The sequence below is a fragment of the Pseudomonas sp. PDM25 genome (assembly GCF_019219045.1).
In the GTDB taxonomy this organism is placed as follows: Bacteria; Pseudomonadota; Gammaproteobacteria; order Pseudomonadales; family Pseudomonadaceae; genus Aquipseudomonas.
Genome location: NZ_JAHUWL010000006.1, coordinates 364,900 through 388,796 on the forward strand (window position 1 = coordinate 364,900; position 23,897 = coordinate 388,796).

At 57.9% G+C, this 23,897-nt stretch carries 16 protein-coding genes and 2 pseudogenes; 14 read left to right on the forward strand and 4 right to left on the reverse strand.

The genetic code is table 11. The annotated features are described in order from the left end of the window. Positions 1–82: 82 nt before the first annotated feature. Positions 83–271: pseudogene (locus KW848_RS13935) on the reverse strand (arginine-ornithine antiporter); the annotation flags it as partial. Between the two features lie 387 nt (positions 272–658). On the opposite strand from KW848_RS13935, the gene arcD reads away from it, so the two are divergent. From arcD to KW848_RS14005, 14 genes and pseudogenes are all read left to right on the forward strand, one after another. Further along, positions 659–2,086, forward strand: a complete 1,428-nt coding sequence (gene arcD / locus KW848_RS13940) for an arginine-ornithine antiporter (RefSeq protein WP_218537186.1) — start codon at positions 659–661, stop codon at positions 2,084–2,086. Between the two features lie 35 nt (positions 2,087–2,121). Continuing rightward, positions 2,122–3,378 (forward strand): arginine deiminase, encoded by a 1,257-nt coding sequence (gene arcA / locus KW848_RS13945; RefSeq protein ID WP_192407865.1) that lies wholly within the window; start codon positions 2,122–2,124, stop codon positions 3,376–3,378. Between the two features lie 82 nt (positions 3,379–3,460). Next, entirely contained in the window at positions 3,461–4,471 is a 1,011-nt protein-coding gene (locus tag KW848_RS13950) for an ornithine carbamoyltransferase (protein WP_111449876.1), read from the forward strand. 179 nt (positions 4,472–4,650) lie between these two features. After that, positions 4,651–5,580, forward strand: coding sequence for a carbamate kinase (arcC, locus tag KW848_RS13955; RefSeq protein ID WP_111449877.1), 930 nt, complete (start codon positions 4,651–4,653; stop codon positions 5,578–5,580). A 63-nt stretch (positions 5,581–5,643) separates the two neighbouring features. Beyond that, positions 5,644–6,006, forward strand: a complete 363-nt coding sequence (locus KW848_RS13960; RefSeq protein WP_218537187.1) for a DUF5064 family protein — start codon at positions 5,644–5,646, stop codon at positions 6,004–6,006. 84 nt (positions 6,007–6,090) lie between these two features. Next, the gene (locus tag KW848_RS13965) at positions 6,091–7,281 is read left to right on the forward strand and encodes a sodium:proton antiporter (protein WP_218537188.1); all 1,191 of its coding nucleotides are present in this window, start codon (positions 6,091–6,093) and stop codon (positions 7,279–7,281) included. Between the two features lie 225 nt (positions 7,282–7,506). Then, positions 7,507–8,595: an efflux RND transporter periplasmic adaptor subunit gene (locus KW848_RS13970; RefSeq protein WP_309140072.1), complete on the forward strand. Its 1,089-nt coding sequence runs from the start codon at positions 7,507–7,509 to the stop codon at positions 8,593–8,595. After that, positions 8,592–11,801, forward strand: a complete 3,210-nt coding sequence (locus KW848_RS13975; RefSeq protein WP_218537190.1) for an efflux RND transporter permease subunit — start codon at positions 8,592–8,594, stop codon at positions 11,799–11,801. Before KW848_RS13970 ends, KW848_RS13975 begins: the two co-directional genes overlap by 4 nt. Position 11,802: 1 nt before the next feature. Beyond that, positions 11,803–13,236 carry an efflux transporter outer membrane subunit gene (locus KW848_RS13980; protein WP_218537191.1) on the forward strand — a complete coding sequence of 478 codons (1,434 nt, stop codon included), beginning with the start codon at positions 11,803–11,805 and terminating at the stop codon, positions 13,234–13,236. Between the two features lie 246 nt (positions 13,237–13,482). Next, positions 13,483–13,731, forward strand: coding sequence for a hypothetical protein (locus tag KW848_RS13985; RefSeq protein WP_218537192.1), 249 nt, complete (start codon positions 13,483–13,485; stop codon positions 13,729–13,731). A 159-nt stretch (positions 13,732–13,890) separates the two neighbouring features. Continuing rightward, a pseudogene (locus KW848_RS13990) lies at positions 13,891–14,385 on the forward strand (Orn/Lys/Arg decarboxylase N-terminal domain-containing protein); the annotation flags it as partial. 36 nt (positions 14,386–14,421) lie between these two features. Further along, complete coding sequence (locus KW848_RS13995) at positions 14,422–15,312, forward strand: hypothetical protein (RefSeq protein ID WP_256365159.1); 891 nt, start codon at positions 14,422–14,424, stop codon at positions 15,310–15,312. A gap of 19 nt (positions 15,313–15,331) precedes the next feature. Beyond that, positions 15,332–16,672, forward strand: coding sequence for a putrescine-ornithine antiporter (gene potE, locus KW848_RS14000; RefSeq protein ID WP_218537194.1), 1,341 nt, complete (start codon positions 15,332–15,334; stop codon positions 16,670–16,672). Positions 16,673–16,720: 48 nt separating this feature from the next. Then, a complete protein-coding gene (locus KW848_RS14005; RefSeq protein ID WP_218537195.1) occupies positions 16,721–17,626 on the forward strand; it encodes an amino acid ABC transporter substrate-binding protein in 906 nt (301 codons plus the stop codon). Positions 17,627–17,890: 264 nt separating this feature from the next. Here KW848_RS14005 and KW848_RS14010 read toward each other — a convergent pair whose 3' ends face one another. From KW848_RS14010 to KW848_RS14020, 3 genes are read right to left on the reverse strand one after another with little or no spacing between them, the layout of a single operon-like run. Then, positions 17,891–19,534, reverse strand: coding sequence for a fatty acid--CoA ligase (locus tag KW848_RS14010; protein ID WP_218537196.1), 1,644 nt, complete (start codon positions 19,532–19,534; stop codon positions 17,891–17,893). A gap of 31 nt (positions 19,535–19,565) precedes the next feature. Continuing rightward, positions 19,566–21,344: an acyl-CoA dehydrogenase C-terminal domain-containing protein gene (locus KW848_RS14015; RefSeq protein WP_218537197.1), complete on the reverse strand. Its 1,779-nt coding sequence runs from the start codon at positions 21,342–21,344 to the stop codon at positions 19,566–19,568. Positions 21,345–21,351: 7 nt separating this feature from the next. Then, positions 21,352–23,868, reverse strand: coding sequence for an RND family transporter (locus tag KW848_RS14020; protein WP_218537198.1), 2,517 nt, complete (start codon positions 23,866–23,868; stop codon positions 21,352–21,354). Between the last annotated feature and the right edge of the window lie 29 nt (positions 23,869–23,897).

The window sequence follows — 23,897 nt, forward strand, 5'->3', positions numbered from 1 at the left end:
TGCTCGCGAAGAGGGTGTGTCAGCCGACATCAATGTTGCCTGATACACCGCCTTCGCGAGCAAGCCCGCTCCCACAGGGATTAAGCGTCTGAAAGACGAAGGCCAGGGTCAGCATGCCAACGGCCGTGATTGCCCAGCCGATCAATATCGCGCCAGCATCGGCTTTCTCGGCCATATTCTGCGGCAAGGAAAAGATCCCACCGCCAATCATCGACCCCACCACTAAGGCAATCAGCGCATTCAAACGAAGTTTTTGCGTCGGCTGGGACATTTTTTGCGCCTCACTTCAATTCATAGTCGATATTAACCGACCAACAAAGCGTAATAGCGGTTACCCATTAACACCAGGCAGTGTCTTTTTTATAACTTATCGCGATGAAAACGAGTGACAACATAGTAATTTCATCCTTAATTGTTAACACTTAATCTGCCTCTCCCAAAACATAAAATTAAATTTGCCAAAACCCTGAAACCAACTAGCGTCAAGTCACCAATTATTTTTTTCTGCCTGATTTAAAACGCTTATAGCAACAACATCGAGCACAGCCTTACAACCATAAGTCTTTAAATAACAACAAACTATGAGAATGCATTACACCCACGTAAACATTGGCTAACAAAACTAAGTGTTGTCTCTCCCTCGAAATGGAGTCATGCAATGTCTGAATCCCCCGGAAAACTGAAACTCGGCGCTCTGGTTGCTTTGGTCGTCGGCTCAATGATCGGTGGCGGGATCTTTTCCCTGCCGCAGAACATGGCCGCCAGTGCTGACGTCGGCGCCGTTCTGATCGGTTGGGCCATTACGGCCGTCGGCATGCTGACCCTGGCCTTTGTCTTCCAGACCCTGGCCAACCGCAAGCCGGATCTGGACGGCGGTGTTTACGCCTACGCCAAGGCGGGTTTCGGCGACTACATGGGTTTCTCGTCTGCCTGGGGATACTGGATCAGTGCCTGGCTGGGAAACGTCGGCTACTTTGTTTTGCTGTTCAGCACCCTCGGTTACTTCTTCCCGATCTTCGGTGAAGGCAACACGGTGGCGGCGATAATCGGTGCGTCGGTGCTGCTCTGGGCCGTGCACTTTCTCGTGCTGCGTGGAATCAAGGAAGCCGCATTCATCAACCTGGTGACCACGGTCGCCAAAATCGTACCGCTGCTGCTGTTTGTCCTGATCGCGATTTTCGCCTTCAAGCTGGATATCTTCACCGCCGATATCTGGGGCCTCAAAAACCCGGACCTGGGCAGCGTGATGAACCAAGTGCGCAAGATGATGCTGGTCACCGTCTGGGTATTCATCGGCATTGAAGGCGCGAGTATCTTCTCGGCCCGGGCGGAAACACGCAGCGACGTCGGTAAAGCCACCGTGATCGGTTTCATCACTGTGCTGCTGTTTCTGGTGCTGGTGAACGTGCTGTCGCTGGGCATCATGACCCAGCCGGAACTGGCCAAACTGCAGAACCCGTCGATGGCCGCGGTGCTGGAACATGTGGTCGGGCCGTGGGGGGCAGTGCTGATCAGCGTCGGTCTGATCATCTCCTTGCTGGGGGCCCTGCTGTCCTGGGTGCTGCTGTGTGCGGAAATCATGTTCGCTGCCGCCAGGGACCACACCATGCCGGCGTTTTTGCGCAAGGAAAATGCCAACCAGGTGCCAGTCAATGCCTTGTGGCTGACCAACGCGATGGTGCAGCTGTTCCTGATCATCACCCTGTTCTCGGCCAGCACTTACCTGTCGCTGATCTACCTCGCCACCTCGATGATTCTGGTGCCGTATCTGTGGTCCGCGGCTTATGCCTTTCTGCTGGCAGTGCGCGGCGAAACCTATGAAAAAGCCGTGGCAGAACGCAAGAAAGACCTGTTCATCGGCGCCGTTGCATTGATTTACGCGGTTTGGCTGATCTATGCCGGCGGCGTCAAATATTTGCTGCTCTCCGCCCTGCTCTATGCCCCCGGCGCGATTCTTTTTGCCAAGGCTAAACTTGAAGTCAATAAACCGGTTTTCACCAACGTCGAGAAGTTGATTTTCGCAGCAGTCGTCGTGGGTGCCCTGGTCGCAGCCTACGGACTGTATGACGGCTTCCTGACCCTGTAACACCTGAGTGTTTTGTCATCTGGAGGATCACTGTAATGACCACCGAAAAAGTTAAGTACGGCGTCCATTCCGAAGCCGGCAAACTGCGTAAAGTCATGGTTTGCTCTCCAGGCCTGGCTCACCAGCGGCTGACCCCGAACAACTGTGACGAACTGCTGTTCGACGATGTGTTGTGGGTCGCCCAAGCCAAGCGCGACCATTTCGACTTCGTCACCAAAATGCGCGAGCGCAACGTCGACGTGCTGGAAATGCACAACCTGCTGACCGATATCGTCGCCATCCCGGAAGCGTTGGACTGGATTCTGGAACGCAAGATCACCGCCGACTCGGTTGGGTTGGGATTGATCAACGAAACCGGTTCCTGGCTGCGCAGCCTCGAGCCGCGCAAGATTGCCGAGTTCCTGATTGGCGGGGTGTCTGCTGACGACCTGCCGGACAGCTTCGGCGGCAAGACCATCCAGATGTTCCGCGATTTTCTCGGGCACTCCAGCTTCATCCTCCCGCCGCTGCCCAACACCCAGTTCACCCGCGATACCACGTGCTGGATTTACGGCGGTGTGACGCTGAACCCGATGTACTGGCCGGCCCGCCGTCAGGAAACCCTGCTGGCGACGGCCATCTACAAGTTCCATCCGCAGTTCACCAACGCCGACTTCCAGATCTGGTATGGCGATCCGGACAAGGAGCACGGCAGTTCCACCCTGGAAGGGGGTGATGTCATGCCGATTGGTAACGGGGTGGTTTTGATCGGTATGGGCGAACGCTCGTCTCGTCAGGCTATCGGCCAACTGGCAGTCAATTTGTTCAAGAACAAAGCCGTCGAGAAAGTGATTGTCGCCGGCCTGCCGAAATCCCGGGCTGCGATGCACCTGGACACGGTGTTCAGTTTCTGCGACCGCGATGTGGTGACCATCTTCCCGGAAGTGGTGAACCAGATTGTGGCCTTCACCCTTCGCCCTGACGAAAGCAAACCGGGGAACATCGACATCCGTCGCGAAGAGACCAACTTCCTCGACACCGTGGCCAAGGCCCTTAACCTCAAAGCATTGCGCGTGGTGGAAACCGGCGGCAACAGCTTCGCCGCCGAACGCGAGCAGTGGGATGACGGCAACAACGTGGTGGCCGTGGAACCAGGCGTGGTCATCGGTTATGACCGCAACACCTACACCAACACCCTGCTGCGCAAGGCCGGTGTGGAAGTCATCACCATCAGCGCCGGCGAATTGGGCCGCGGCCGTGGCGGCGGCCACTGCATGACGTGCCCGATCATTCGTGACCCTATCGACTATTAAAATGGCCCACCTCGACTCGCGCTGCCTTCTACACCAAGGCATGCGCGGCCAAGGGGATAACCGACACCTAAGGAGATCCAAAATGGCTTTCAACATGCGCAACCGTAGCCTGCTCTCGCTGATGCACCATACGACTCGCGAGCTGCACTATTTGCTGGACCTTTCCCGCGACCTCAAACGCGCCAAGTACACCGGCACCGAGCGTCCGCACCTGCAAGGCAAGAACATTGCACTGATCTTCGAGAAAACCTCGACGCGCACCCGTTGTGCCTTCGAAGTCGCGGCCCATGATCAGGGTGCCCACGTCACCTACATCGACCCCGTGTCGTCGCAGATCGGCCACAAGGAAAGCATGAAAGACACCGCCCGCGTGCTGGGGCGTATGTTCGATGCCATCGAGTACCGTGGCTTTGAACAGGAAATCGTCGAGGAGTTGGCCAAGTTTGCCGGCGTGCCGGTGTTCAACGGCCTGACCGCTGAATTCCACCCGACCCAAATGATCGCCGACACCCTGACCATGCGCGAACACAGCGACAAACCGCTGCACGACATCAGCTACGCTTACCTCGGTGACGCCCGCTACAACATGGGCAACTCGCTGCTGATGATCGGCGCCAAACTCGGCATGGACGTGCGAATCGGCGCGCCGAAAGCCCTGTGGCCACACGCTGACTTCATTGCCCAGTGCAAAGCCTTCGCCAAAGAAAGCGGCGCGCGCATTACCATCACCGAAGACCCGAAAGAAGCGGTCAAGGGCGTGGACTTCATCCACACCGACATTTGGGTGTCGATGGGTGAGCCGGTGGAGGCATGGGACGAACGCATCGAGCAACTGTTGCCGTACCAGGTCAACGCCGAGATGATGAAGGCCGCCGGCAACCCGCGCGTGAAATTCATGCATTGTTTGCCGGCGTTCCACAACAGCGAAACCAAGGTCGGCAAGGACATCGCCGCGCGCTATCCGCACCTGGCCAATGGCGTCGAGGTGACCGAAGAAGTCTTCGAATCGCCGGCCAACATCGCCTTCGAGCAAGCGGAAAATCGCATGCACACTATTAAGGCGATCCTGGTGTCGGCGTTGGCGGATATCTAAGGACCCATGCGGCTCCTCCTGCAGGAATACAAACCTTGTGGGAGCGAGCCTGCTCGCGAAGACGGACTTACATTCACCATTAATGTCGACTGATACACCGCTTTCGCGAGCAGGCTCGCTCCCACATTGACCGGGTTTCGACAGGGAGACCGAGTCACCTCATTTAGAAGGACTGCATTATGCGTATCGTCGTTGCTCTGGGCGGTAACGCCCTGCTCCGCCGTGGTGAGCCCATGACCGCGGATAACCAGCGCGCCAACATCCGCGTCGCCACCGAACAGATCGCCAAGATTTATGCCGGCAATGAACTGGTCATCGCCCACGGTAATGGCCCGCAAGTGGGCCTGTTGTCGCTGCAAGCCGCCGCCTACACCTCGGTTTCGCCGTACCCGCTGGACGTACTCGGCGCCGAAACCGAAGGCATGATCGGCTACATCATTGAACAGGAACTGGGCAATCTGCTGGACTTCGAAGTGCCCTTCGCCACCCTGCTCACTCAAGTCGAAGTCGATGCCAATGACCCGGCCTTCCAGAACCCCACCAAACCCATCGGCCCGGTCTACGCTAAAGCAGAGGCAGAAAAACTCGCGGCAGAGAAAGGCTGGGCGATTGCCCCGGATGGTGACAAGTTCCGCCGCGTAGTCGCCAGCCCGAGACCGAAACGCATCTTCGAAATACGCCCGATCAAATGGCTGCTGGAAAAAGGCAGCATCGTGATTTGCGCCGGCGGTGGCGGCATCCCGACGATGTACGGCGCCAGCGGCAAACTGCAGGGCGTGGAAGCGGTGATCGATAAAGACCTGTGCTCGGCGCTGCTGGCCGAACAGCTGGAAAGCGATCTGTTGGTGATCGCCACCGACGTCAACGCCGCCTACATCGACTTCGGCAAACCGACCCAAAAGGCCATCGCTCAGGCACACCCCGACGAAATGGAAAAACTCGGCTTCGCAGCAGGCTCCATGGGACCGAAGGTTCAGGCCGCCTGCGAGTTCGCCCGCCATACCGGAAAAGTCGCGGTGATCGGCTCACTCTCGGACATCGAGGCCATCGTTCAGGGCACGGCCGGCACCCGCATCAGCACAGCGAAACCTGGCATTAGCTACCAATAAAAGAACTCCGGGGACGGCCTGAAACCCGCCCTGATTCAATGCCTTTTTGAAGGAGAGACAACAATGGCTACCTTTGAGCCCGGTCATCTGCACATCGAGCGCCACGCGCTGAACAAGGACGATGTCAGTTACAACATATGCATCGACTATGAAGTCCACCAGGATCCCAAGGAAGGTAAAGGCATGCTGTTCACGATGCACGGCAGTATCCAGGGCCGGGAGATGGAAGAAAAATTCTTCCTGCCCAAGGACCAGGCCTACAACTTTGGTCGCAACGTCACGCAAATTGCAGAGAAGTACGGCATACCCAAGATGTACAGCGCCATCGGTTCAATGCATAAAAACTACGACTTGATGTTCGAAGATGTCAGGGTGCAGCTGGATATGAAGTCGGGGGACACGGTCAAACCCGAGCATCTGGAATAACCTGACTTTTCTGCGTTTTAAGCGCCGAGTCAGAAGGGCAATGATGCCATTGCCGTAGCATCAACCTGGACAAGCAGGTCATCGATGTATCAGAACTTAGCCCTGCTTGCCGCTTTCCTCCTGACCTACAGCCTATTTGCGGGGCGTTTCGAGTCACGTCTGCTCAATGGTCCGCTCATGTTCATGCTTGCCGGTCTGATTCTCGGCCCGGCGTTTCTGGGGATTCTCCAACCCCGGATTGACAAGGACGGCCTCAAGATCCTCGCAGAACTGACATTGGCGATTGTTCTCTTCAGCGATGCAGCCAACGCCGACCTCAAGGTTCTAAGAGCGCACGAAGGATTGCCGCTGCGCTTATTGATGATAGGGCTGCCACTGACCATGCTAAGTGGTTGGTTGGTCGGCATTTGGCTGTTCCCGCAGGTGCCCCTGGTGGAATTGGCAATACTGGCGACCCTTCTGGCGCCCACCGATGCTGCGCTGGGTAAGGCCGTTGTGAGCAATCCCAAGGTTTCGGCGTCCGTGCGTGAAGGGTTAAACGTGGAGAGCGGTTTGAATGATGGCATCTGCGTTCCAGTACTGTTGATGTTCCTGGCCCTGCTGGTCGAACAGCAGACGCAGTCACCCCTCTCGCTGGCCGTGGAGTTGATTGTCGAGGAGTTGGGCATCGGTGCAGTCATCGGTATCGCCCTTACGCTTATCGCCTGGCTGTTGCAGCGTCACTCCGAAAAACACCATTGGCAAACTCCCATGTGGTCACAACTGACACTGCCCGGGTTAGCCATTCTTTGCTTCGCCACAGCGCAAGCATTAGGCGGTAGCGGGTTTATCGCCGCGTTCGTCGGCGGGTTGTTCGCAAGCTATTTGTTTACCGAGCAAAAACATCACCTGCTTAAGGCCAGCGAAGAATTCGCCAGCCTGTTATCGGTCATTACCTGGGTCGTATTTGGCGCGCTGGTCATCCCTCGGGCCTGGAGCAGTCTTACCCTGAACATCTGGCTCTACGCAGTGCTCAGTCTGACCGTGATTCGCATACTGCCTGTGCTCATCAGCCTGGCAGGGACTCGTTTCGATTTCGAAACCCGCCTGTTCATCGGTTGGTTTGGCCCGCGAGGTCTGGCAAGTATCGTCTTTGCCGTGATGATATTGGACTTCCCTCTACAAGCCAGTCGTACCTTGGTGGCTACCGCTGTCTGTACCGTTTTACTCAGCGTGCTACTACATGGTTTGAGTGCCAATCCATGGGTTGCTCGGCTGGCTCGTCGTGATCATTGATTTCAGTGAAATTTTCCTCGGTTTATTAGTTCGCATTGTGAAGACATAGTGGCTACGCTTTTGTTCGAGTGACCTTTATGGAGTATGGGCATGGGCGCAAACATGAACGTTGTCAGACAGCTCGTCGGTTTGCCCATCGCCATTATGGTAGGGGTCTTAAGCCTGGTTGCAGGTTGCGGCAAAGAGCCCACTACGCTTGCCCGTCAAGCCCCCGATGTAACGGTCATGACGGTCACCGCGCGCAACACCCCGGTGACGTTCGAATTCGTTGCCCAAACACAGAGTTCCCGAGAGGTGGAGATCCGCGCCCGGGTTGCCGGCTTCCTGGAAAAGCGGCTGTACACCGAAGGCGATTTGGTGAAAAGCGGGCAAACGCTGTTCCAGATGGACCGTAAACCTTTTGAAGCCTCGTTGCTGTCGGCGCAGGGCCAATTGGCGCAACAACAGGCACGCTGGGAAGTGGCCAAGGCCACACTGGCCCGTGTCCGTCCCTTGGCGGCGCAGAATGCGGTCAGCAAGATGGATCTGGACAATGCGGTCGGCGATGAGCGTCAGACCCGGGCCGCCGTGCTTGCCGCCGAGGGCACGGTTCGAACCGAGCAGTTGAACCTCAGTTACACCACCATCGCCTCTCCCCTCACCGGCCTTTCAAGCTTTGCCAAAAAGCAGGAAGGCAGTTACGTCACACCAGGTGAGTCCGGGCTGCTGACCACCGTCTCACAGATGGACCCGATCTACGTCAACTTCAGTCTTTCGGAAAACGAGACGCTCAAGTACCGCGACGAGATTGCCTCTGGGCACCTCATATTCCCTTTGCGCAGTGAGTTTGTCGTTGAAGTGGTGCTGGCCGACGGGTCAGTGGTACCTGACCGTGGTCGCCTGAATTTTGCCGCACCCTCTTATAGCCAGGACACTGGCACCTTTCTGGTCCGCGCCGTGGTGGCCAACCCCAACGGCCAACTGCGTCCCGGCCAATTCGTACGGGCGCGGGCAATCGGAGCTTCCAGGCCGAACGCCATTGTGGTGCCGCAAAAGGCAGTTCTGGAGGGTTCCAAGAGCCACTTCGTCTGGGTGATCAATGCAGAGGGCAAGCCCGAACAACGCGTTGTCGAAGTGGGTGACTGGCATGGCGATGACTGGTTCATTACCCAAGGCTTGCAAGCGGGCGAACGCATAGTGGTCGACGGAGCGATCAGAGTGACGCCCGGAGGGCCGCTGAATATCATCGCCCCCGCTCCCCCCGCGCAGGCAGGCGAGACAACGGCGAAACCGACAGCTGCCAAATCGGCGCAAGACACTGGGCGCAGCCCATGAGCATTTCACACTATTGCATTGATCGCCCCATCTTCGCGTCGGTGATCTCGATCATCATCACCTTGGCTGGCGCAGTGGCGATGGCTAAATTGCCGGTCGCCCAGTACCCGGATATTACGCCACCGCAAATTACGGTTTCAGCAACCTACCCGGGGGCAGATGCACAGGTCGTGGCCAATAACGTGGCAGCGCCAATCGAGCAGCAGGTCAACGGCGCCGACAACATGATCTACATGAACTCGTCGAGCTCCGCGACGGGCAACATGACCCTCAACGTCTTCTTCGAGATTGGCACCGACCCTTCTCTTGCCCAGGTGGACGTGCAAAACCGGGTCAATCTGGCCCTGCCGCAATTGCCCTCCGCGGTTCAGAGCCAGGGTATTCAGGTACAGAAAAAATCCTCGGCGTTCATGATGGTTCTTGCCGTGTATTCTGCCGGCGACCGCTATGACAGCACCTATGTCGCCAACTACGCCAACCTCTACATTCTGGATGCGATCAAGCGTATTCCGGGCGCCAACCAAGCCAGTATTTTTGGCACACCGGACTACGCCATGCGGATCTGGCTCAAACCCGATCGAATGGCCCAGTTGGGGATTACTGCCGCTGACGTGCAGAAAGCGGTCACCAACCAGAACCAGCAATTCGCCGTAGGCCGTGTGGGTCAATCCCCGACGGGCCAGGCCGTGGAACAGTCTTTTGCCGTGACCACCAAGGGACGCCTGACTGAACCTGCGGAGTTCGAGAACATCATCTTGCGCGCGAGCAATGACGGGGCTGCCATTGTTCGTCTGAAGGACATTGGTCGAGCCGAGCTCGGGCAAAAAGACTACTCCCTGCGCAGCACCTATCAGGGACGTCCCGCCACATTGATCGCGGTGTACCAACAACCGGGGGCAAACGCGCTGGACGTCTCGGCGGCCGTGACGTCAACCCTGGCGCAAATGAAGACGACCTTTCCCGAAGGGATCGAATACAAAATCGTGATGGACACCACCGCGTTTACCCGCGCGTCGATTTCCGAGGTGATACACACCTTTTTCGAAGCGTTGGTGTTGGTGGTCGTGGTGGTTTTCATCTTCCTGCAGAGCCTGCGCGCCACACTGATCCCGGTGCTCGCCGTGCCGGTGTCGATTGTTGGCACCTTTATCGGCATGTCGGCCCTTGGGTTTTCGGTGAACATGCTGACGCTGTTTGGCATGGTGCTGGCCATCGGCATCGTGGTGGACGACGCCATCGTGGTGATTGAAAACGTCGAACGCAATATGCACGTGCACAAGATGAACCCCAAGGAGGCGGCCAAACGCGCCATGGATGAAGTGGCCGGTCCCGTGGTGGCCATCGTGCTGGTGCTGTGCGCGGTGTTCATCCCGGTGGCATTCATGGGGGGAATCACCGGCCAACTCTACAAACAGTTTGCGATTACCATCGCCATCTCCGTGGTGATCTCCGGCCTCGTGGCCTTGACACTTTCGCCGGCCTTGGCGGCCCTGCTGCTCAAGCCCCAACACGGCGAAAAAAACGCTTTTTTCCGCTGGTTCGAGCGCAGCTTCGAACGCATGACCGAGGGCTACTCACGCTCGGTGGCGTTTATGATCAAGCGCTTTGTCCTGGCGTTGTTACTCTTTGCCGGCATGATCGCTCTGATTCTGGTGATGGCGCAGCGCATTCCCAGTGCCTTCCTGCCACCGGAAGACCAGGGTTATCTGCTGGGGGCCGTGATCATGCCTGATGCCGCGAGTCTGGATCGCACCGGCGAGGTGGGCAAAGTAGCCAGTGACTTCTTCATGAACGATGAGGCCGTCGAGGGCGTCGCCATCGTTAACGGCTACAGCCTGCTCGACGGCCAGAACAAGAACAATGCCGGCGCCTTTTTCGTCGGGTTCAAGGATTTCGAGGAGCGCTACAAGGACTCGGAAACAATCAAGGCACAAAGTGCCCCTGCGGTGATTCAGAAAGCTGCCCGCGCCTTTTCCACGGTACAGGGCGGGATCATTCTTCCGGTCAATCCGCCATCCATTCCCGGCCTGGGCACTACAGGCGGCATGGAGGTATGGGTTCAAAGCAAGGGGGACGCCACCGTCGACCAATTGGCTGAGATGGTCGGCACCCTTGTCGCAAAAGCCAAACAGCGCCCGGAACTCGGCGCGATCACCTCCACCTTCAACGTGTTTTCCCGGCAATTGCTGGTCGACGTAGACCGAGAAAAGGCAGAGACGCTGGGGGTACCGGTGGAAGACGTCTACAGCACCATGCAAACCATGTTCGGCTCTCTCTATGTGTCTCAATTCAATAAATTCAGCCGCCTGTGGCAGGTGATTCTGCAGGCTGAACCGAGCTATCGGCTCAAGGCCGAAGACTTGCAGCAGATTTTCGTGCGCAGCAAAAACCTTGGGATGGTGCCGCTCAAGGCCCTGCTGACCACCCGCTACGTCACCGGTCCCGACCTGCTGACCCGTTTCAACAACTTCCCGGCGGTCAAACTCACTGCCAACGCGGCACCCGGCTACAGTTCCGGCCAAGCGCTCAAGGCCCTGGAAGAAATCAGCGCTGAAATCATGACCAACGACTACGCCCTGGCCTTGAGTGGCGAAGCCTTCGAGGAGAAAAAAAGCGGGGGAGCCTCCTCTCAGGTGTTCATCTTCGGCCTGATCATGGTGTTCCTGATCCTGGCGGCTCAGTACGAGAAATGGTCCCTGCCCGTCGGCGTATTGCTGGCGGTGCCCTTCGCATTGTTCGGTGCACTGCTTGCCGTTCTGATCCGGGGGTTAAGCAATGACGTTTACTTCCAGATCGGCTTGACCATGCTGGTGGCCCTGGCCGCCAAGAACGCCATCCTTATTTTCGAGTTCGCGGTACTGAACCGTGAAAACGGCATGTCCGCCTATGATGCTGCAATGACTGCCGCCAAGGAGCGCTTGCGGCCTATCGTGATGACGTCCCTGGCGTTCATTTTGGGTTGCGTTCCGCTGGCCATTGCCGTCGGGGCCTCCGAAAACAGTCGACACTCCATCGGTACAGGTGTGATCGGCGGGATGCTGGCGGCGACCGTCATCGCCATCTTCTTTATCCCTCTCTTCTACTACCTCGTTGAACGTTTGACTGAGAAAAAAGGCGCGGTCAAACAGACAACCCCGCCGCCTTCGTTAACGTCGCCCGGGGAGATTCCCGGCGGCGCCCCCCTGCACAGACATGAGGGGGATTGAGATGCGCACACGCCATCTCCCGTTGTTGATTTGCCTGGGCCTGACGGGCTGTATGCTCGGCCCGGATTATCAGCGCCCTGCCACAGACAGCCCTGCTGCCTATCGCTATGCGGAGCAGGAGGCCAACAATCTGTCCAACACCCTGTGGTGGGAACAGTTCAAGGATCCGGTCCTGAATGACTTGATCCGCAGTGCGCTGGTCGAGAATAAAGACATCAAGATTGCCGCCGCCCGGGTCGAGGAATTCCAGGGTCGTTACGGTGTGGTGCGCTCGCAGATGTTTCCGCAAATCGGCGCCGCCGCGCAAGGCAGTCGCGCCAGGGCACCGCGCGACAACGGCCCGGTGCCATTGGATTCCAGCGTCGACCCGATTTACAAAAACTACCAGACGACCCTCAATGTGAGCTGGGAGTTGGACGTCTGGGGTCGTTTACGGCGGCTCAATGAGTCGGCGCGGGCTGACTTGCTGGCCTCGGAGGAAGGTCGGCGTTCGGTCATTCTGAGCCTGGTATCGTCGGTGGCATCCAGCTACATAGCGCTACGCGATCTTGACCGGCAGCTGGAAATCGCCCGCACCACCGCCAAGGCCCGTGGCGACTCCTACGGAATTTTTAAACTGCGCTTTGGCGCCGGCACCATTTCCGAAATGGAACTGGCGCAAAACCTCTCCGAATTCCAGCGCACCCAAGCGTCTGTATCGCTACTCGAGTACCAGGTGGCGCAACAGGAAAACAATTTGGCGGTGCTGCTTGGACGCAATCCGGGCCCCATCATCAGAGGCCGTGATCTGACGCAACTGACCCTGCCATCGGTCCCCGCCGGGTTGCCTTCGGACTTGCTGGAGCGACGCCCCGATCTACGTCAAGCCGAACTGGACCTGATCTCCGCCAATGCCCGTATCGGTGCCGCCAAGGCGCTGTACTTCCCGACGATATCCCTGACCGGGCTGTTGGGCTCAGTCAGTAACCAACTCTCGGGTTTGTTCACCGGGCCGGCCGCCACCTGGTCCTATGGTGTCGGCGCGAGCATGCCCATTTTCACCGCTGGCGGGATCGCCGGTCAGGTCCAACAGACCGAGGCCTTTCAACAACAAACCTTGCTGGTCTATCAGCAGTCGATTCAATCAGCCTTCAGGGATGTTGAAAACGCGTTGGTGGCGGCGAGCAAATCCCGCGAGCAAATGGCTTCCCAAGCCAGTCAGGTCGAGGCGCTGCGTACTTACACCAGGTTTGCGCGATTGCGCTACGACAATGGATACACCAGCTACATAGAAGTCCTGGATGCCGAACGCAGCTTGTTCGATGCCGAGTTGAATTACACCCAAACCCGGGGTTCGGTGTTCACCGCCATGATCGATGTTTACAAGGCAACAGGCGGCGGTTGGGTGAGCGAAGCGGACAAGCTGACGGCAACCGTCAGCGAAAAAAGCCCCTGATCAGATAGCCGCCCGCCAATATTCAATTGACGCGGCACAAGTGCAGGAATCCGACACGCGGCATCAGGCTATTGGGAAATAGGCCAGAAGGGTTGATTTTTATCAACAGCTTGCCGGTTATTCGAGTACAGGCTAACAAGCAGGAAGATCAACAGCATGAATGGCAACTGTCATCGTACTTAGAGAACAAAGGATGACTCTGCACAGGTCAGGATGATTGAAACCCTGTATCGCCGAGCGCCGTAAATGAACATTTATATTGAAAAAGATCCTGTACAGAATCTCTGGTGGGTTCACATGGATCTGTGGGGTGCAAGTTTCCGCAGCCTTGCTGGAGCTGAGTCATTTGTTGAGCGATTGAGTTCGAGAATTAATGCACCTCATTCTCTGGGAGCGATTGCGAATAATTCTCTGTCGCCAGAAACGTTTCCGAATAGTCAGCCGCTCGATCAGCACGCTGTGTCTGACTCGGTAAAGACTCTTTCTCACGCTTGATACGCAAGGATCAGCAGGGTACTGGAGAAAAAAAATACCGACTGATCAAGATGGTCTATACCCAACATTACCAGTTATTTTAATCAGGGTTTTTTGAAGTAACCCGCATATTTACCGCCCTTAAAAGCAGGTGCCCGTGCACCAGCTGGAGGTAATGTTGTGAACGACTTAAAGATCGCCGCCAGCAACTCGACTCGTGATTGTTTCCGCAATTCCAGAGCGATTGTCGCTCTCGATCAAACCGACTTTACGGATGTTGCTGGCGCCGTCTTTTCCCGGGACGATTTGCTCGCCGGCGCATTGGAAACCATTAAACGTACCGGTTTCGATATCCCGATTTTTCTGGTCACGTCACAGGAGGGTGGCAATCGTGCATTGGACATCTACAAGCAACTGCAAGACGTTTTGTTGCAGGTAAATGACGTTTTCGACCTCTCGCGCAACAACGTCGAATACTACGGTCACCCGCTCGAGACTGCTGCGAAGTCTTATGAAGACACCCTCCTCCCGCCATTCTTTAATACGCTTACGCAGTTTTTCGATTTCTTCGCAGAGACACTGTTTCGCGCCGACTTGTGCAACGCCGACAAGACCTCCTTCGCACTCAATGGCACCTCGGCCTCCAATAAGGTCGCTGCCTATGTCCTCAAAACCTGAGGTATCTCCTGCCACGTTCTAAAGGAGACGCCCATGAGTCGCTCGCAAACGCAGTTACCCGCAGACCTGGCGCAGCGCTATCCCGTGTTGATCGTGGCCAATGCCCCGGAAACCGACGACAACATCCAGGTGCGCAGTGTCAAGTCCATTGCAAGCGTGCTGCATGAGCATGAAGTGGAAGTTGAATGGGTGGTGCTGACGCCTGGCCAGACGCTCAACGGTCAAATGGAGAACAGCGGCATCCCCGCGCCGCTGGTGTCGTCCTTCCTCTCCAGTCGCGGCATCGTGGTTGAGAAGACTGAGCCGTATTCCATTCTCGTGCTGTTCAGCCTTGGCGTGACCAAAGGCAAATGGGGCTCTCTGATCGCCGGCCTGATGGAGTTCAAGAAACATTACGAGAGCAATTCACCGCTGAAGCAGGTCCTGCCCGATCTGGTCGACAACCATGCCGAGCGCTATAGCGGCATGGGACTCAAGGACCTCGCCGAAGCCATGCACCAGGACATGATCAGCTCGCAAATGCTACACAACATGGATGCGGCCTTCACCTTGCTGCCGGACCCAGTCGCTTCGCCTCGGGCCACCTACGCCAGGCTGGTGAAAGGCGAGATTGAGCAAATCGCCGTGCGAGACATGATTGATCGCACCGTGGCCGTGCAGATCGTTCCTTATCCGCCGGGCATTCCATTGATGATGCCCGGAGAAAAAGCCGGCGCCGATAAAAAGGCCATCGTCGACGACTTGTTGGCGATGGAACTGTTCGATGGCCACTTCCCGGGTTTCGAGCATGACAATCATGGCGTGGAAATTGAGCGTAACAGCCAGGGCCGGCCAATCTACAAGGTCTATGTGGTCAAAAACCAGGATTTAGCCCCTTGCCCGACGACAAGTAATCAGGCGCCGGATTCAGGGTCAATGCGTTGAGCAGATCAAGGAGTTTCCGATGGCCGACTCAAGCAAGAAAATGAGCCTCATGGGGCTCACCACACTGGTCACAGTGAACATGATGGGCTCAGGCATCATCATGTTGCCGACGAGCATGGCCCAACTCGGGGCCGTTTCATTGTTGTCATGGATCGTCACTGCCGTCGGTTCCATGGCCATCGCGTACTGCTTTTCCCAGTGTGGCATCTACTGTCCGCGCTCAGGCGGGTTATCCGCCTACACCGAAGAGGCGCACGCAAAATCAGGATTTTTTCTCTGCTCGTATCTGTACTTTCTTTCGCTGGCCATCGCCAACGTGGCGGTCGCCATCTCCGCAGTGGGGTACATGACATCGTTCGTGCCCTGGCTGGGAAGTGGCGCCATTCCGCTGTTCATAGGAACGGTCGGCTTGCTCTGGTTAACCACCGTGGCCAACTTTGGCGGCCCCGGCATCACCGGCAAGATCGGTGCGATAACCGTGTGGGGTGTGATTATCCCGGTGGCCGGCTTGAGCATCATCGGCTGGTTCTGGTTCAAGCCCGATGTGCTGGCTGCCGCCTGGAACCCGAACAACCTGCCAATCTCCGAAGCCATCAGCAAGGCGATTCCCCTGACCCTGTGGGCCTTCCTCGGCATGGAGTCGGCGGCGCAGGCCTCCGATGCAGTGGAAGATCCCAAGCGCACCGTGCCGCTGGCCTGCCTGTTCGGCACGCTCGGTGCGGCAGTGGTCTATGTGCTATCGACTACGGTTATTCAGGGCATCATACCCAATGCCGAACTGGCCAACTCATCGGCGCCTTTTGCGCTCGTCTACGCACACATGTTTAACCCCACGGTCGGCAACATCATTATGGCGCTGGCGGTGATGGCCTGTGTCGGTTCGCTGCTGGGCTGGCAGTTCACCCTGGCGCAAACCGCCAAGATGACGGCTGACCAAGGGATGTTCCTGAAACTGTTCAGCAAGGTCAGCACACGGAATGCCCCCATAGTCGGGATGCTGGTCTGTGGTGTGTTGCAGACCTTGTTGGCGCTATCGACCATTTCGCCCAATGCCAGCGCCCAATTCGGAAAGCTCGTCAGCCTCGCGGCAGTGACCAACCTGATCCCCTATGTGACGGCGGCCACCGGCCTGCTGGTCATGATGTACAAAGCCAAAGTCAGTGCCGGCGTATACACCCGCAACACAGTGCTATTACTGTTTGCCGTGGCCTATTCCTTGTACGCCCTGTATGCCTGCGGCAAAGACGCCGTGTTCGGCGGCACCCTTGTCCTGGTGTTCGGCTACCTGCTCTACAGTTTCCTCGCCAAACGTTTTGTCGACCCATCTCCAACCGCTCAGACCCGGGCCGACAACCCTTGACCGTTGTCTTCAGGACTGCACAAACCTCTGAATTCGGGGAACCAGGATATGAACGTGAAACTGACCAAAGCCAACAACCTGCTGCTCGTTTGCCTGCTCACGCTGGCACCGGTACTGGCTGATGCCAATACGCTTGAACGCGTGCGGGCGAGCAACACCTTTACCCTCGGCTACCTGCCGGACTTCGCACCTTTTAGCGTCCAGGCAGCCGATAAAGCCGGCGGTTATGCCATCGATCTCTGTCTGAAAATCGCCGACAAGGTCAAGACCAAGTTGGGTTTGCCCGGTTTGCAAATACGTTACCAGCCCGTCACGGTCACCGACGAGATAAGCGCCGTCAGCTCGGGGAAGATCGACATTCTTTGTACGCCGACGCCCCCCACACTGGAGCGACGCGAGGCTGTGAGCTACTCGGTACCGATCTACACGGCCGGACTCTCGGCCGTGGTGCGCCAGGATGCATCAGAGGCGTTGCTCAATGTGCTTAATGGCAAGGTGGCTCATACCGGGCCAACGTGGCGAGCGACTGTCAATCATGGACTGTCCAACCAAACCTATGCCACCATCGTTGGCGGCGTCACCGAGACGTGGATCCGTCAGCAGATGCAATTACTCGGAGTGGTAGCCACTCTGGTCACAGTAGAGAACACTGACGCAGGCCTTAAACTGGTTGCCGAAGGCAAAGCCGATGCCTTCTTCGCTGAACGCATGATGCTCAAGAACCTCCTCAGTACAAATTACTCTGCAGGAAACCTGGTTCTACTGGAGCGTATTTTTGAGTACGCACCGACTGCAATGGCGGTGGATCGAGACGATGAAAACTTCCGTTTGCTGGTCGACACCACGCTGAGTGAAATGTACCGCTCCGGCGAGATTGAGCAGGCATTCGACAAATACCTGGGTGGCGCCAGCGACATGGCCAAAAAGCTGTTCAAGGTCTATGCGATACCGTAGTGATACGCCAATTGCGTCTTTCCGCGCCAACCCGACCCTGATTATTTTCTCTACGGTTTTTGTCGTCAGTGATGCCATCAGTCACCTCCAATCGAGGCGTCGGTGAGCCGTGCTTCCGAACACGATATTCGCGCATTGACCCGCACCGTGGTCCGCCGCGCAGCTCACCGACAAGTCATCAGTTCCTTAAAGCAGCTGATCCGAAAGAGAACACCTGGCGACGTGTGATCAGGGTTGACGCAGCCCCCCCAAACCGCACCTTTTTCAGCCCAATTCACTTTCCCGGATGAGCTTCTTGTTAATCTTCCCGACGCTGGTTTTAGGGATTTCGGCGACGAACTTGAACTGCTTGGGGATCGCCCATTTGTTGATGCGGCCACGCTCGACGAACCCTTGCAGGTGCGTCTCCAGGATCTTGCGATCGAGATACTGCCCGGGCTCGCACACCACCAGCGCCATCGGCCGTTCGCCCCATTGTTCATCGGCGATGCCCACGACTGCGACCGACATGACGGCCGAGTGTTCGCTGATCAGGCTCTCCAGTTCCAGCGAGCTGATCCACTCCCCGCCCGTCTTGATCACATCCTTGATGCGATCCTTGATTTCCACTCCACCCAACGGGTCGATAGAGGCCATGTCGCCGGTGTGCAGCCAGCCGTTGTGCCACAACTCGGCGCCCTTTTCGGGCTCCTTCAAATAGCCTTGGGTCAGCCAGGGCGCGCGCACCACGATCTCGCCCAGAGACTCGCCGTCATGGGCAACCTCATTGCCACTGGCATCGATGATTTTCAGGTCGACCATCGGCACCGGTGTGCCGGTCTTGATGCGGGTGGCCAGTTGGGCTTGCGTGGATTGAGCAAGGTCTTCGTCGCGCAGGTAAGTCAGGCACAGCAACGGACAGGTTTCCGACATGCCGTAGCCGCTGTGCACCTGAATACCTTTGGCGCTCGCTTCGCTGGCAATACCTAATGTCAGCGCGCTGCCGCCCAAGAGCATTTTCCAGCCATCGAAACGTGTCTGTGCCGCTTCCTCGCAGTTCAGGATCATTTGCAGAATGGTCGGCACACAGTGGGAGAACGTCACCTTCTCCTCTCGATACAGCCTGACCAGGCTGTTGGGCTCGTAGCGCCCGGGGTAGACCTGCTTGATCCCCATCAGGGTGGCGACATAGGGCACACCCCAGGCATGCACGTGAAACATCGGTGTGATCGGCATGTAGACATCATCGGAACGCAGCAACGGCAACCCCTGATAGACGCCCAAAGTGCCCACCGCATTCAAGGTATGCAAGACCAGCTGGCGGTGGGTGAAATACACGCCTTTAGGGTCGCCAGTGGTGCCCGTGGTGTAGAACAGGGTCGCGACGGAGTTTTCATCGAAATCGGGAAAGTCGTACTGATCTGCCGACCCGGCCAACAGGTTTTCATATTCGCCCAGCACCGGTAACGACGTGTGAGTGGCTGTGTCGTCCGTGAGCTGCAGGTAGCCTTTGACGGTTTCAAGCCGTCCGTGAATCTGTTCTACCAGCGGCAGGAAATCATCATGTACCAGCACCAGGTCATCCTCGGCATGGTTCATGGTGAAGAGCACTTGATCCGGCGAAAGACGGATGTTCACGGTATGCAGCACCGCGCCGATCATCGGTACGGCAAAGAAGCATTCCAGGTAGCGATGGCTGTCCCAGTCGAGCAGGGCCACGGTATCACCCGCCTTGACGCCGGCAGCGGTCAAGGCGTTGGCCAGCCGACGGATCCGCTGATTGAGGGTCTGGTAGCTGTAGCGCAGTTTGTCGGCGTAGACGATTTCCCTGCCCGGCTCGTAGCGCACGCCGGACAGCAGCAATTGCTTGATCAGCAAGGGATAGGCATAGGCGCCGTCGGCGGGCGGAATTATTTTTGTCGCCATCATGGTTGTGGTTCCCGGTCCTTTTTACGTGGGCTCAGAACTGCGCTGCGTCCAATTGATAGAGGCATTCGCTGCCAGCCTTGGCCGATGCACTCAACGAGTGGATGCGTGGCAACAGACGGGCGAAGTAGAAGCGCGCGGTGGCCAGTTTGCTGGCGTAGAAATCGTCTTTGGAATGCGTGCTCATGGCAGCTTTGGCCATTCGCGCCCACATATAGGCGTACGCGGTGTAGCCGAACACGTGCAGGTACTCGACCGAAGCCGCGCCGATTTCATTCGGGTTGTTCTGGGCTCGGTCCAGCAGCCATGCGGTCAGTTCGTCGAGGGTGTCGACGGCGGCGTTCAACGGTTGGGTGAACTCGCGGAGGTCAGCGCAGGCATTGGCGGTAAAGTTGCGGATTTCTGAAGCGAACAGCCGGTACAGCGCCCCGCCGCTGCCGACGATTTTGCGCCCGGCCAGGTCCAGTGACTGGATACCGTTGGTGCCTTCGTAGATCTGGGTGATGCGCACATCGCGTACCAGTTGCTCCTGGCCCCATTCGCGGATGTAACCGTGGCCGCCGAAGATCTGCTGGCCATGCACCGTGGTTTCCAGCCCCATGTCGGTGAGGAACGCCTTGGCCACCGGGGTCAGCAGCGACACCAGTTCCTGGGCACGGCTGCGGGTTGCCGCGTCATCGCTGTACTTGGCGGTGTCCAGTTGCAGAGCCACGTAGCTGGAGAACGCCCGCCCGCCTTCGTTCAAGGCCTTCATGGTCAACAGCATCCGCCGCACATCCGGGTGCACGATGATCGGATCGGCCGCTTTGTCCTTGTTCTGCGCGCCCGTCGGCGAACGGCTTTGCAGGCGGTCACGGGCGTATTCGACGGCGTTCTGGTACGAACGCTCACCCAACGCCAGGCCCTGGATACCCACGCCCAAACGTTCGTAGTTCATCATGGTGAACATCGCCGCCAGGCCCTTGTTCGGCGCATCGATGATCCAGCCGGTCGCCCCGTCAAAGTTCATCACGCACGTAGCGGAGGCCTTGATGCCCATCTTGTGCTCGATGGAACCGCAGGACAGCGCGTTGCGCTCGCCCAGCGAGCCGTCGGCATTGACCAGCACCTTGGGCACCAGAAACAGCGAAATCCCCTTGGGACCAGCCGGTGCATCCGGCAACCGGGCCAGCACCAAATGAATGATGTTTTCGGTCAGGTCGTGCTCGCCGCCGGTGATGAAGATCTTGCTGCCGCTGATCTTGAAACTGCCATCGGCCTGAGGTTCGGCACGGGTGCGTATCAGCCCCAGGTCCGTGCCGGCATGCGCCTCGGTCAGGCACATGGAACCGGTCCAGGTGCCGGCGTACATGCTCGGCAGATAGCGTTCCTTGAGTTCCTGACTGGCGTGGGCATTGATCGACAGGCACGCGCCGGCGGTCAGCATTGGGTACAGGCCGAACGACAGGCTTGCCGAGTTGACCATCTCCTCGACCTGAGCCGAAATGGCCTTGGGCATGCCCATGCCGCCGAACTGCGGATCGCCGCCAACACCCACCCAACCGCCGGCGGCGAATGCCTGGTAGGCCGCGACAAAACCGTCCGGCGCCTGGACCGCGCCGTTACTCCAGGTGCAGCCCTGCTCGTCGCTGCTGCGGTTCAGCGGTGCGATAACTTCACCGCTGATTTTGCCGGCCTCTTCAAGGATCGCAGCGGCTGTTTCTTCATCGATCACCTCGGCCAGGCCAGGCAATTGGGCCCATAGCCGGGACACCTGGAAGACTTCGTTGAGTACGAAGCGCATATCGCGCAAAGGAGCTTTGTAATCAGACATGGTTGGCTTACTCGGAAGTGGTCAGGGCATGCGGCATGCCCTGGCGTTGAGAGGTATCGGTTTCAGCGGCTTGCGCCACTTGGGCTTGCGCAACGGGGTGACGCAGCAGGAAGTACGACAGGGCAGGAATCAGCACCAGCGCGCCAAGCATGTTCCACAGAAACATGAAGGTCAGCAGGATGCCCATGTCGGCCTGGAACTTGATCGGCGACCAGACCCAGCACACCACGCCGGCTGCCAGGGTGATGCCCACCAGGCCCACGACCCGGCCGGTAAACGACACCGCGTTGCGGTAAGCCTGAGACAGCGGCAAGCCCTGGCGCTGGTAATGCAATTGCACGCTGAGCAGGTACAACGCGTAATCCACGCCGATGCCTACGCCCAATGCGATCACCGGCAGGGTCGCGACTTTCACGCCAATGCCCATGGCCACCATCAATGCCTCGCAAAGGATCGAGGTCAGCACCAGTGGCAACAGGGCGACCAGGGTTGCGCGCCAACTGCGGAAGGTGATCAGGCAGAACAACGTCACCGCGGCATAGACGTAAAGCAGCATGGTGCGATTGGCCTCACGCACCACGATGTTGGTCGCTGCCTCAATCCCGGCCGACCCTGCCGCCAGCAGGAACTGGCGATCTTCGCTGTTGTTCTCCCGGGCAAATTTCTCGGCGATCCCCACCACGGCATCCAGGGTCTCGGCCTTGTGGTCCTTGAGGAAGGTGATCACCGGCATCAGCGAACAATCGGTGTTGAACAACTCCGGAGAGTTGACCGAAGCTTGTTGCGCGGCGTAGTTCAGCACGTCCTGATTGCGCTGGATGCTGTTGAGCTTGGGGTTGCCTTCGTAGGTGCCGGCGGTGATTTGGCGCACCGCGTTGACCAACGAAGCCGTGGCCTGTACGCCCGGATACTGCTGTAGTTCCCAGGCCAGACGGTCGGCGAGGACCAGCGTCTTGTAGTTCAAGCAGCCTTCCGGCGCAGTCTTGATCATCACCGCGAACAGGTCGCTGGACAGCGCGTAGTGGCTGGTGATGTAGGCGTTGTCACGGTTATAACGCGAGTCGGCACGCAACTCCGGTGCGCCACTTTCCAGATCGCCGATCTTCAGTTGCAGGCTGACAATGAAGCCGCCGATGCCCATCAGCACTGCGACCAATACCGCCCCCGTGGCCCACTTGCGCGTGGTGAAACGGTCGAGCAAGTCCCACAGTTTGCCGAAGCCTTTGTGCCCTTCTGCGCGGGTGTCGATTTTCAGCGCACGCTCGGCCGCCTTGGTGCCGACGCCGACATAAGACAGCGCCACCGGCATCAGCAATAGCGAGGTAAAAATCAGCACCGCCACACCGATACTGGCGGTGATCGCCAGGTCGCGGATCACCGGAATATCGATCAGCATCAGCACCGCGAATCCGACGGCGTCGGCCAGCAGCGCGGTGACGCCAGCGATGAACAGACGGCGGAAGGTGTAGCGTGCGGCGATGAGTTTGTGGGTGCCACGGGCGATGTCTTGCATGATCCCGTTCATCTTCTGCGCCGCGTGGGACACGCCGATGGCGAAGATCAGGAAAGGCACCAGCACCGAATACGGGTCGATGGCATAGCCGAGCCAGGCGACGATGCCGAGTTGCCAGACCACCGCGATCAACGAGCAGCCGACCACCAGCAAGGTGCTGCGAACGCATCGGGTGTAAGCGTAAATGATGATCAGCGAAGTGACCACGGCCAGGCCGAAGAACATCATCACCTGAATCAGCCCGTCGATCAGGTCGCCCATCAGTTTGGCGAAACCGATCACCCGGACTTTGTACTGGCCCTTACCCTCCTCCCCGGCCTTGCGTGCAGCGCTGTCGCCGGCGAATTCGATCTTGTCGCGCAACTGCTCCTCGAGCATCTGCGAAAAGGCGTGGTAGTCGATGCGCTGACCGCTGGCCGTGGCCTTGTCCAGCAGCGGCACGATCAGCATGCTCGATTTGTAGTCGCTGGCCACCAGGCTGCCGACGATGCCGGCACGGGAAATGTTCTGGCGCAGCTGTTCTATCTGCTCAGGCTTGCCCTCATAGGTATCGGGCATCACCGGGCCACCCTGGAACCCTTCCTCGGTGACTTCAGTCCAGCGTACCGCCGGGCTCCACAACGACTTCATCCAGGCGCGATCGACGCCTTCGGTGAGGAACAATTTGTCATTGACCTGCTTGAGCACATCCAGATAGCCAGGGTCGAAAATATCGCCCTGAGTGTTCTCCACCACCACCCGCACCGAGTTGCCCAAACCGCGCAGCGACTGGCGGTTTTCCAGGAAGTTCTGGATGTACGGCTGGCTCTGCGGAATCATTTTCTCGAAGCTTGGACGCAGCTCCAGGCGAGTCGCGGCCATGTAGCCCAACACCACGGTGGCCAGCGCCATCAGCAGCATGAACAGCGGACGGTAGTTGAACACCAGCCGCTCCAGCCGATTGCCGGATTGGCGGTCGAAGTCCCGCAGATCGCGGATCACCGGCATGGTTTCTTGTTTGATATGGCCCATGTCTGGGTTCTCGCTCTAAGGGTTCGAGG

What these genes read in the sequence shown, in the direction of transcription:
- arcD (WP_218537186.1), top strand. Translation starts at nt 659, where the DNA reads ATGTCTGAATCCCCCGGAAAACTGAAACTCGGCGCTCTGGTTGCTTTG.
- arcA (WP_192407865.1), top strand. Translation starts at nt 2,122, where the DNA reads ATGACCACCGAAAAAGTTAAGTACGGCGTCCATTCCGAAGCCGGCAAA.
- KW848_RS13950 (WP_111449876.1), top strand. Translation starts at nt 3,461, where the DNA reads ATGGCTTTCAACATGCGCAACCGTAGCCTGCTCTCGCTGATGCACCAT.
- arcC (WP_111449877.1), top strand. Translation starts at nt 4,651, where the DNA reads ATGCGTATCGTCGTTGCTCTGGGCGGTAACGCCCTGCTCCGCCGTGGT.
- KW848_RS13960 (WP_218537187.1), top strand. Translation starts at nt 5,644, where the DNA reads ATGGCTACCTTTGAGCCCGGTCATCTGCACATCGAGCGCCACGCGCTG.
- KW848_RS13965 (WP_218537188.1), top strand. Translation starts at nt 6,091, where the DNA reads ATGTATCAGAACTTAGCCCTGCTTGCCGCTTTCCTCCTGACCTACAGC.
- KW848_RS13970 (WP_309140072.1), top strand. Translation starts at nt 7,507, where the DNA reads ATGACGGTCACCGCGCGCAACACCCCGGTGACGTTCGAATTCGTTGCC.
- KW848_RS13975 (WP_218537190.1), top strand. Translation starts at nt 8,592, where the DNA reads ATGAGCATTTCACACTATTGCATTGATCGCCCCATCTTCGCGTCGGTG.
- KW848_RS13980 (WP_218537191.1), top strand. Translation starts at nt 11,803, where the DNA reads ATGCGCACACGCCATCTCCCGTTGTTGATTTGCCTGGGCCTGACGGGC.
- KW848_RS13985 (WP_218537192.1), top strand. Translation starts at nt 13,483, where the DNA reads ATGAACATTTATATTGAAAAAGATCCTGTACAGAATCTCTGGTGGGTT.
- KW848_RS13995 (WP_256365159.1), top strand. Translation starts at nt 14,422, where the DNA reads ATGAGTCGCTCGCAAACGCAGTTACCCGCAGACCTGGCGCAGCGCTAT.
- potE (WP_218537194.1), top strand. Translation starts at nt 15,332, where the DNA reads ATGGCCGACTCAAGCAAGAAAATGAGCCTCATGGGGCTCACCACACTG.
- KW848_RS14005 (WP_218537195.1), top strand. Translation starts at nt 16,721, where the DNA reads ATGAACGTGAAACTGACCAAAGCCAACAACCTGCTGCTCGTTTGCCTG.
- KW848_RS14010 (WP_218537196.1), bottom strand. Translation starts at nt 19,534, where the DNA reads ATGATGGCGACAAAAATAATTCCGCCCGCCGACGGCGCCTATGCCTAT.
- KW848_RS14015 (WP_218537197.1), bottom strand. Translation starts at nt 21,344, where the DNA reads ATGTCTGATTACAAAGCTCCTTTGCGCGATATGCGCTTCGTACTCAAC.
- KW848_RS14020 (WP_218537198.1), bottom strand. Translation starts at nt 23,868, where the DNA reads ATGGGCCATATCAAACAAGAAACCATGCCGGTGATCCGCGATCTGCGG.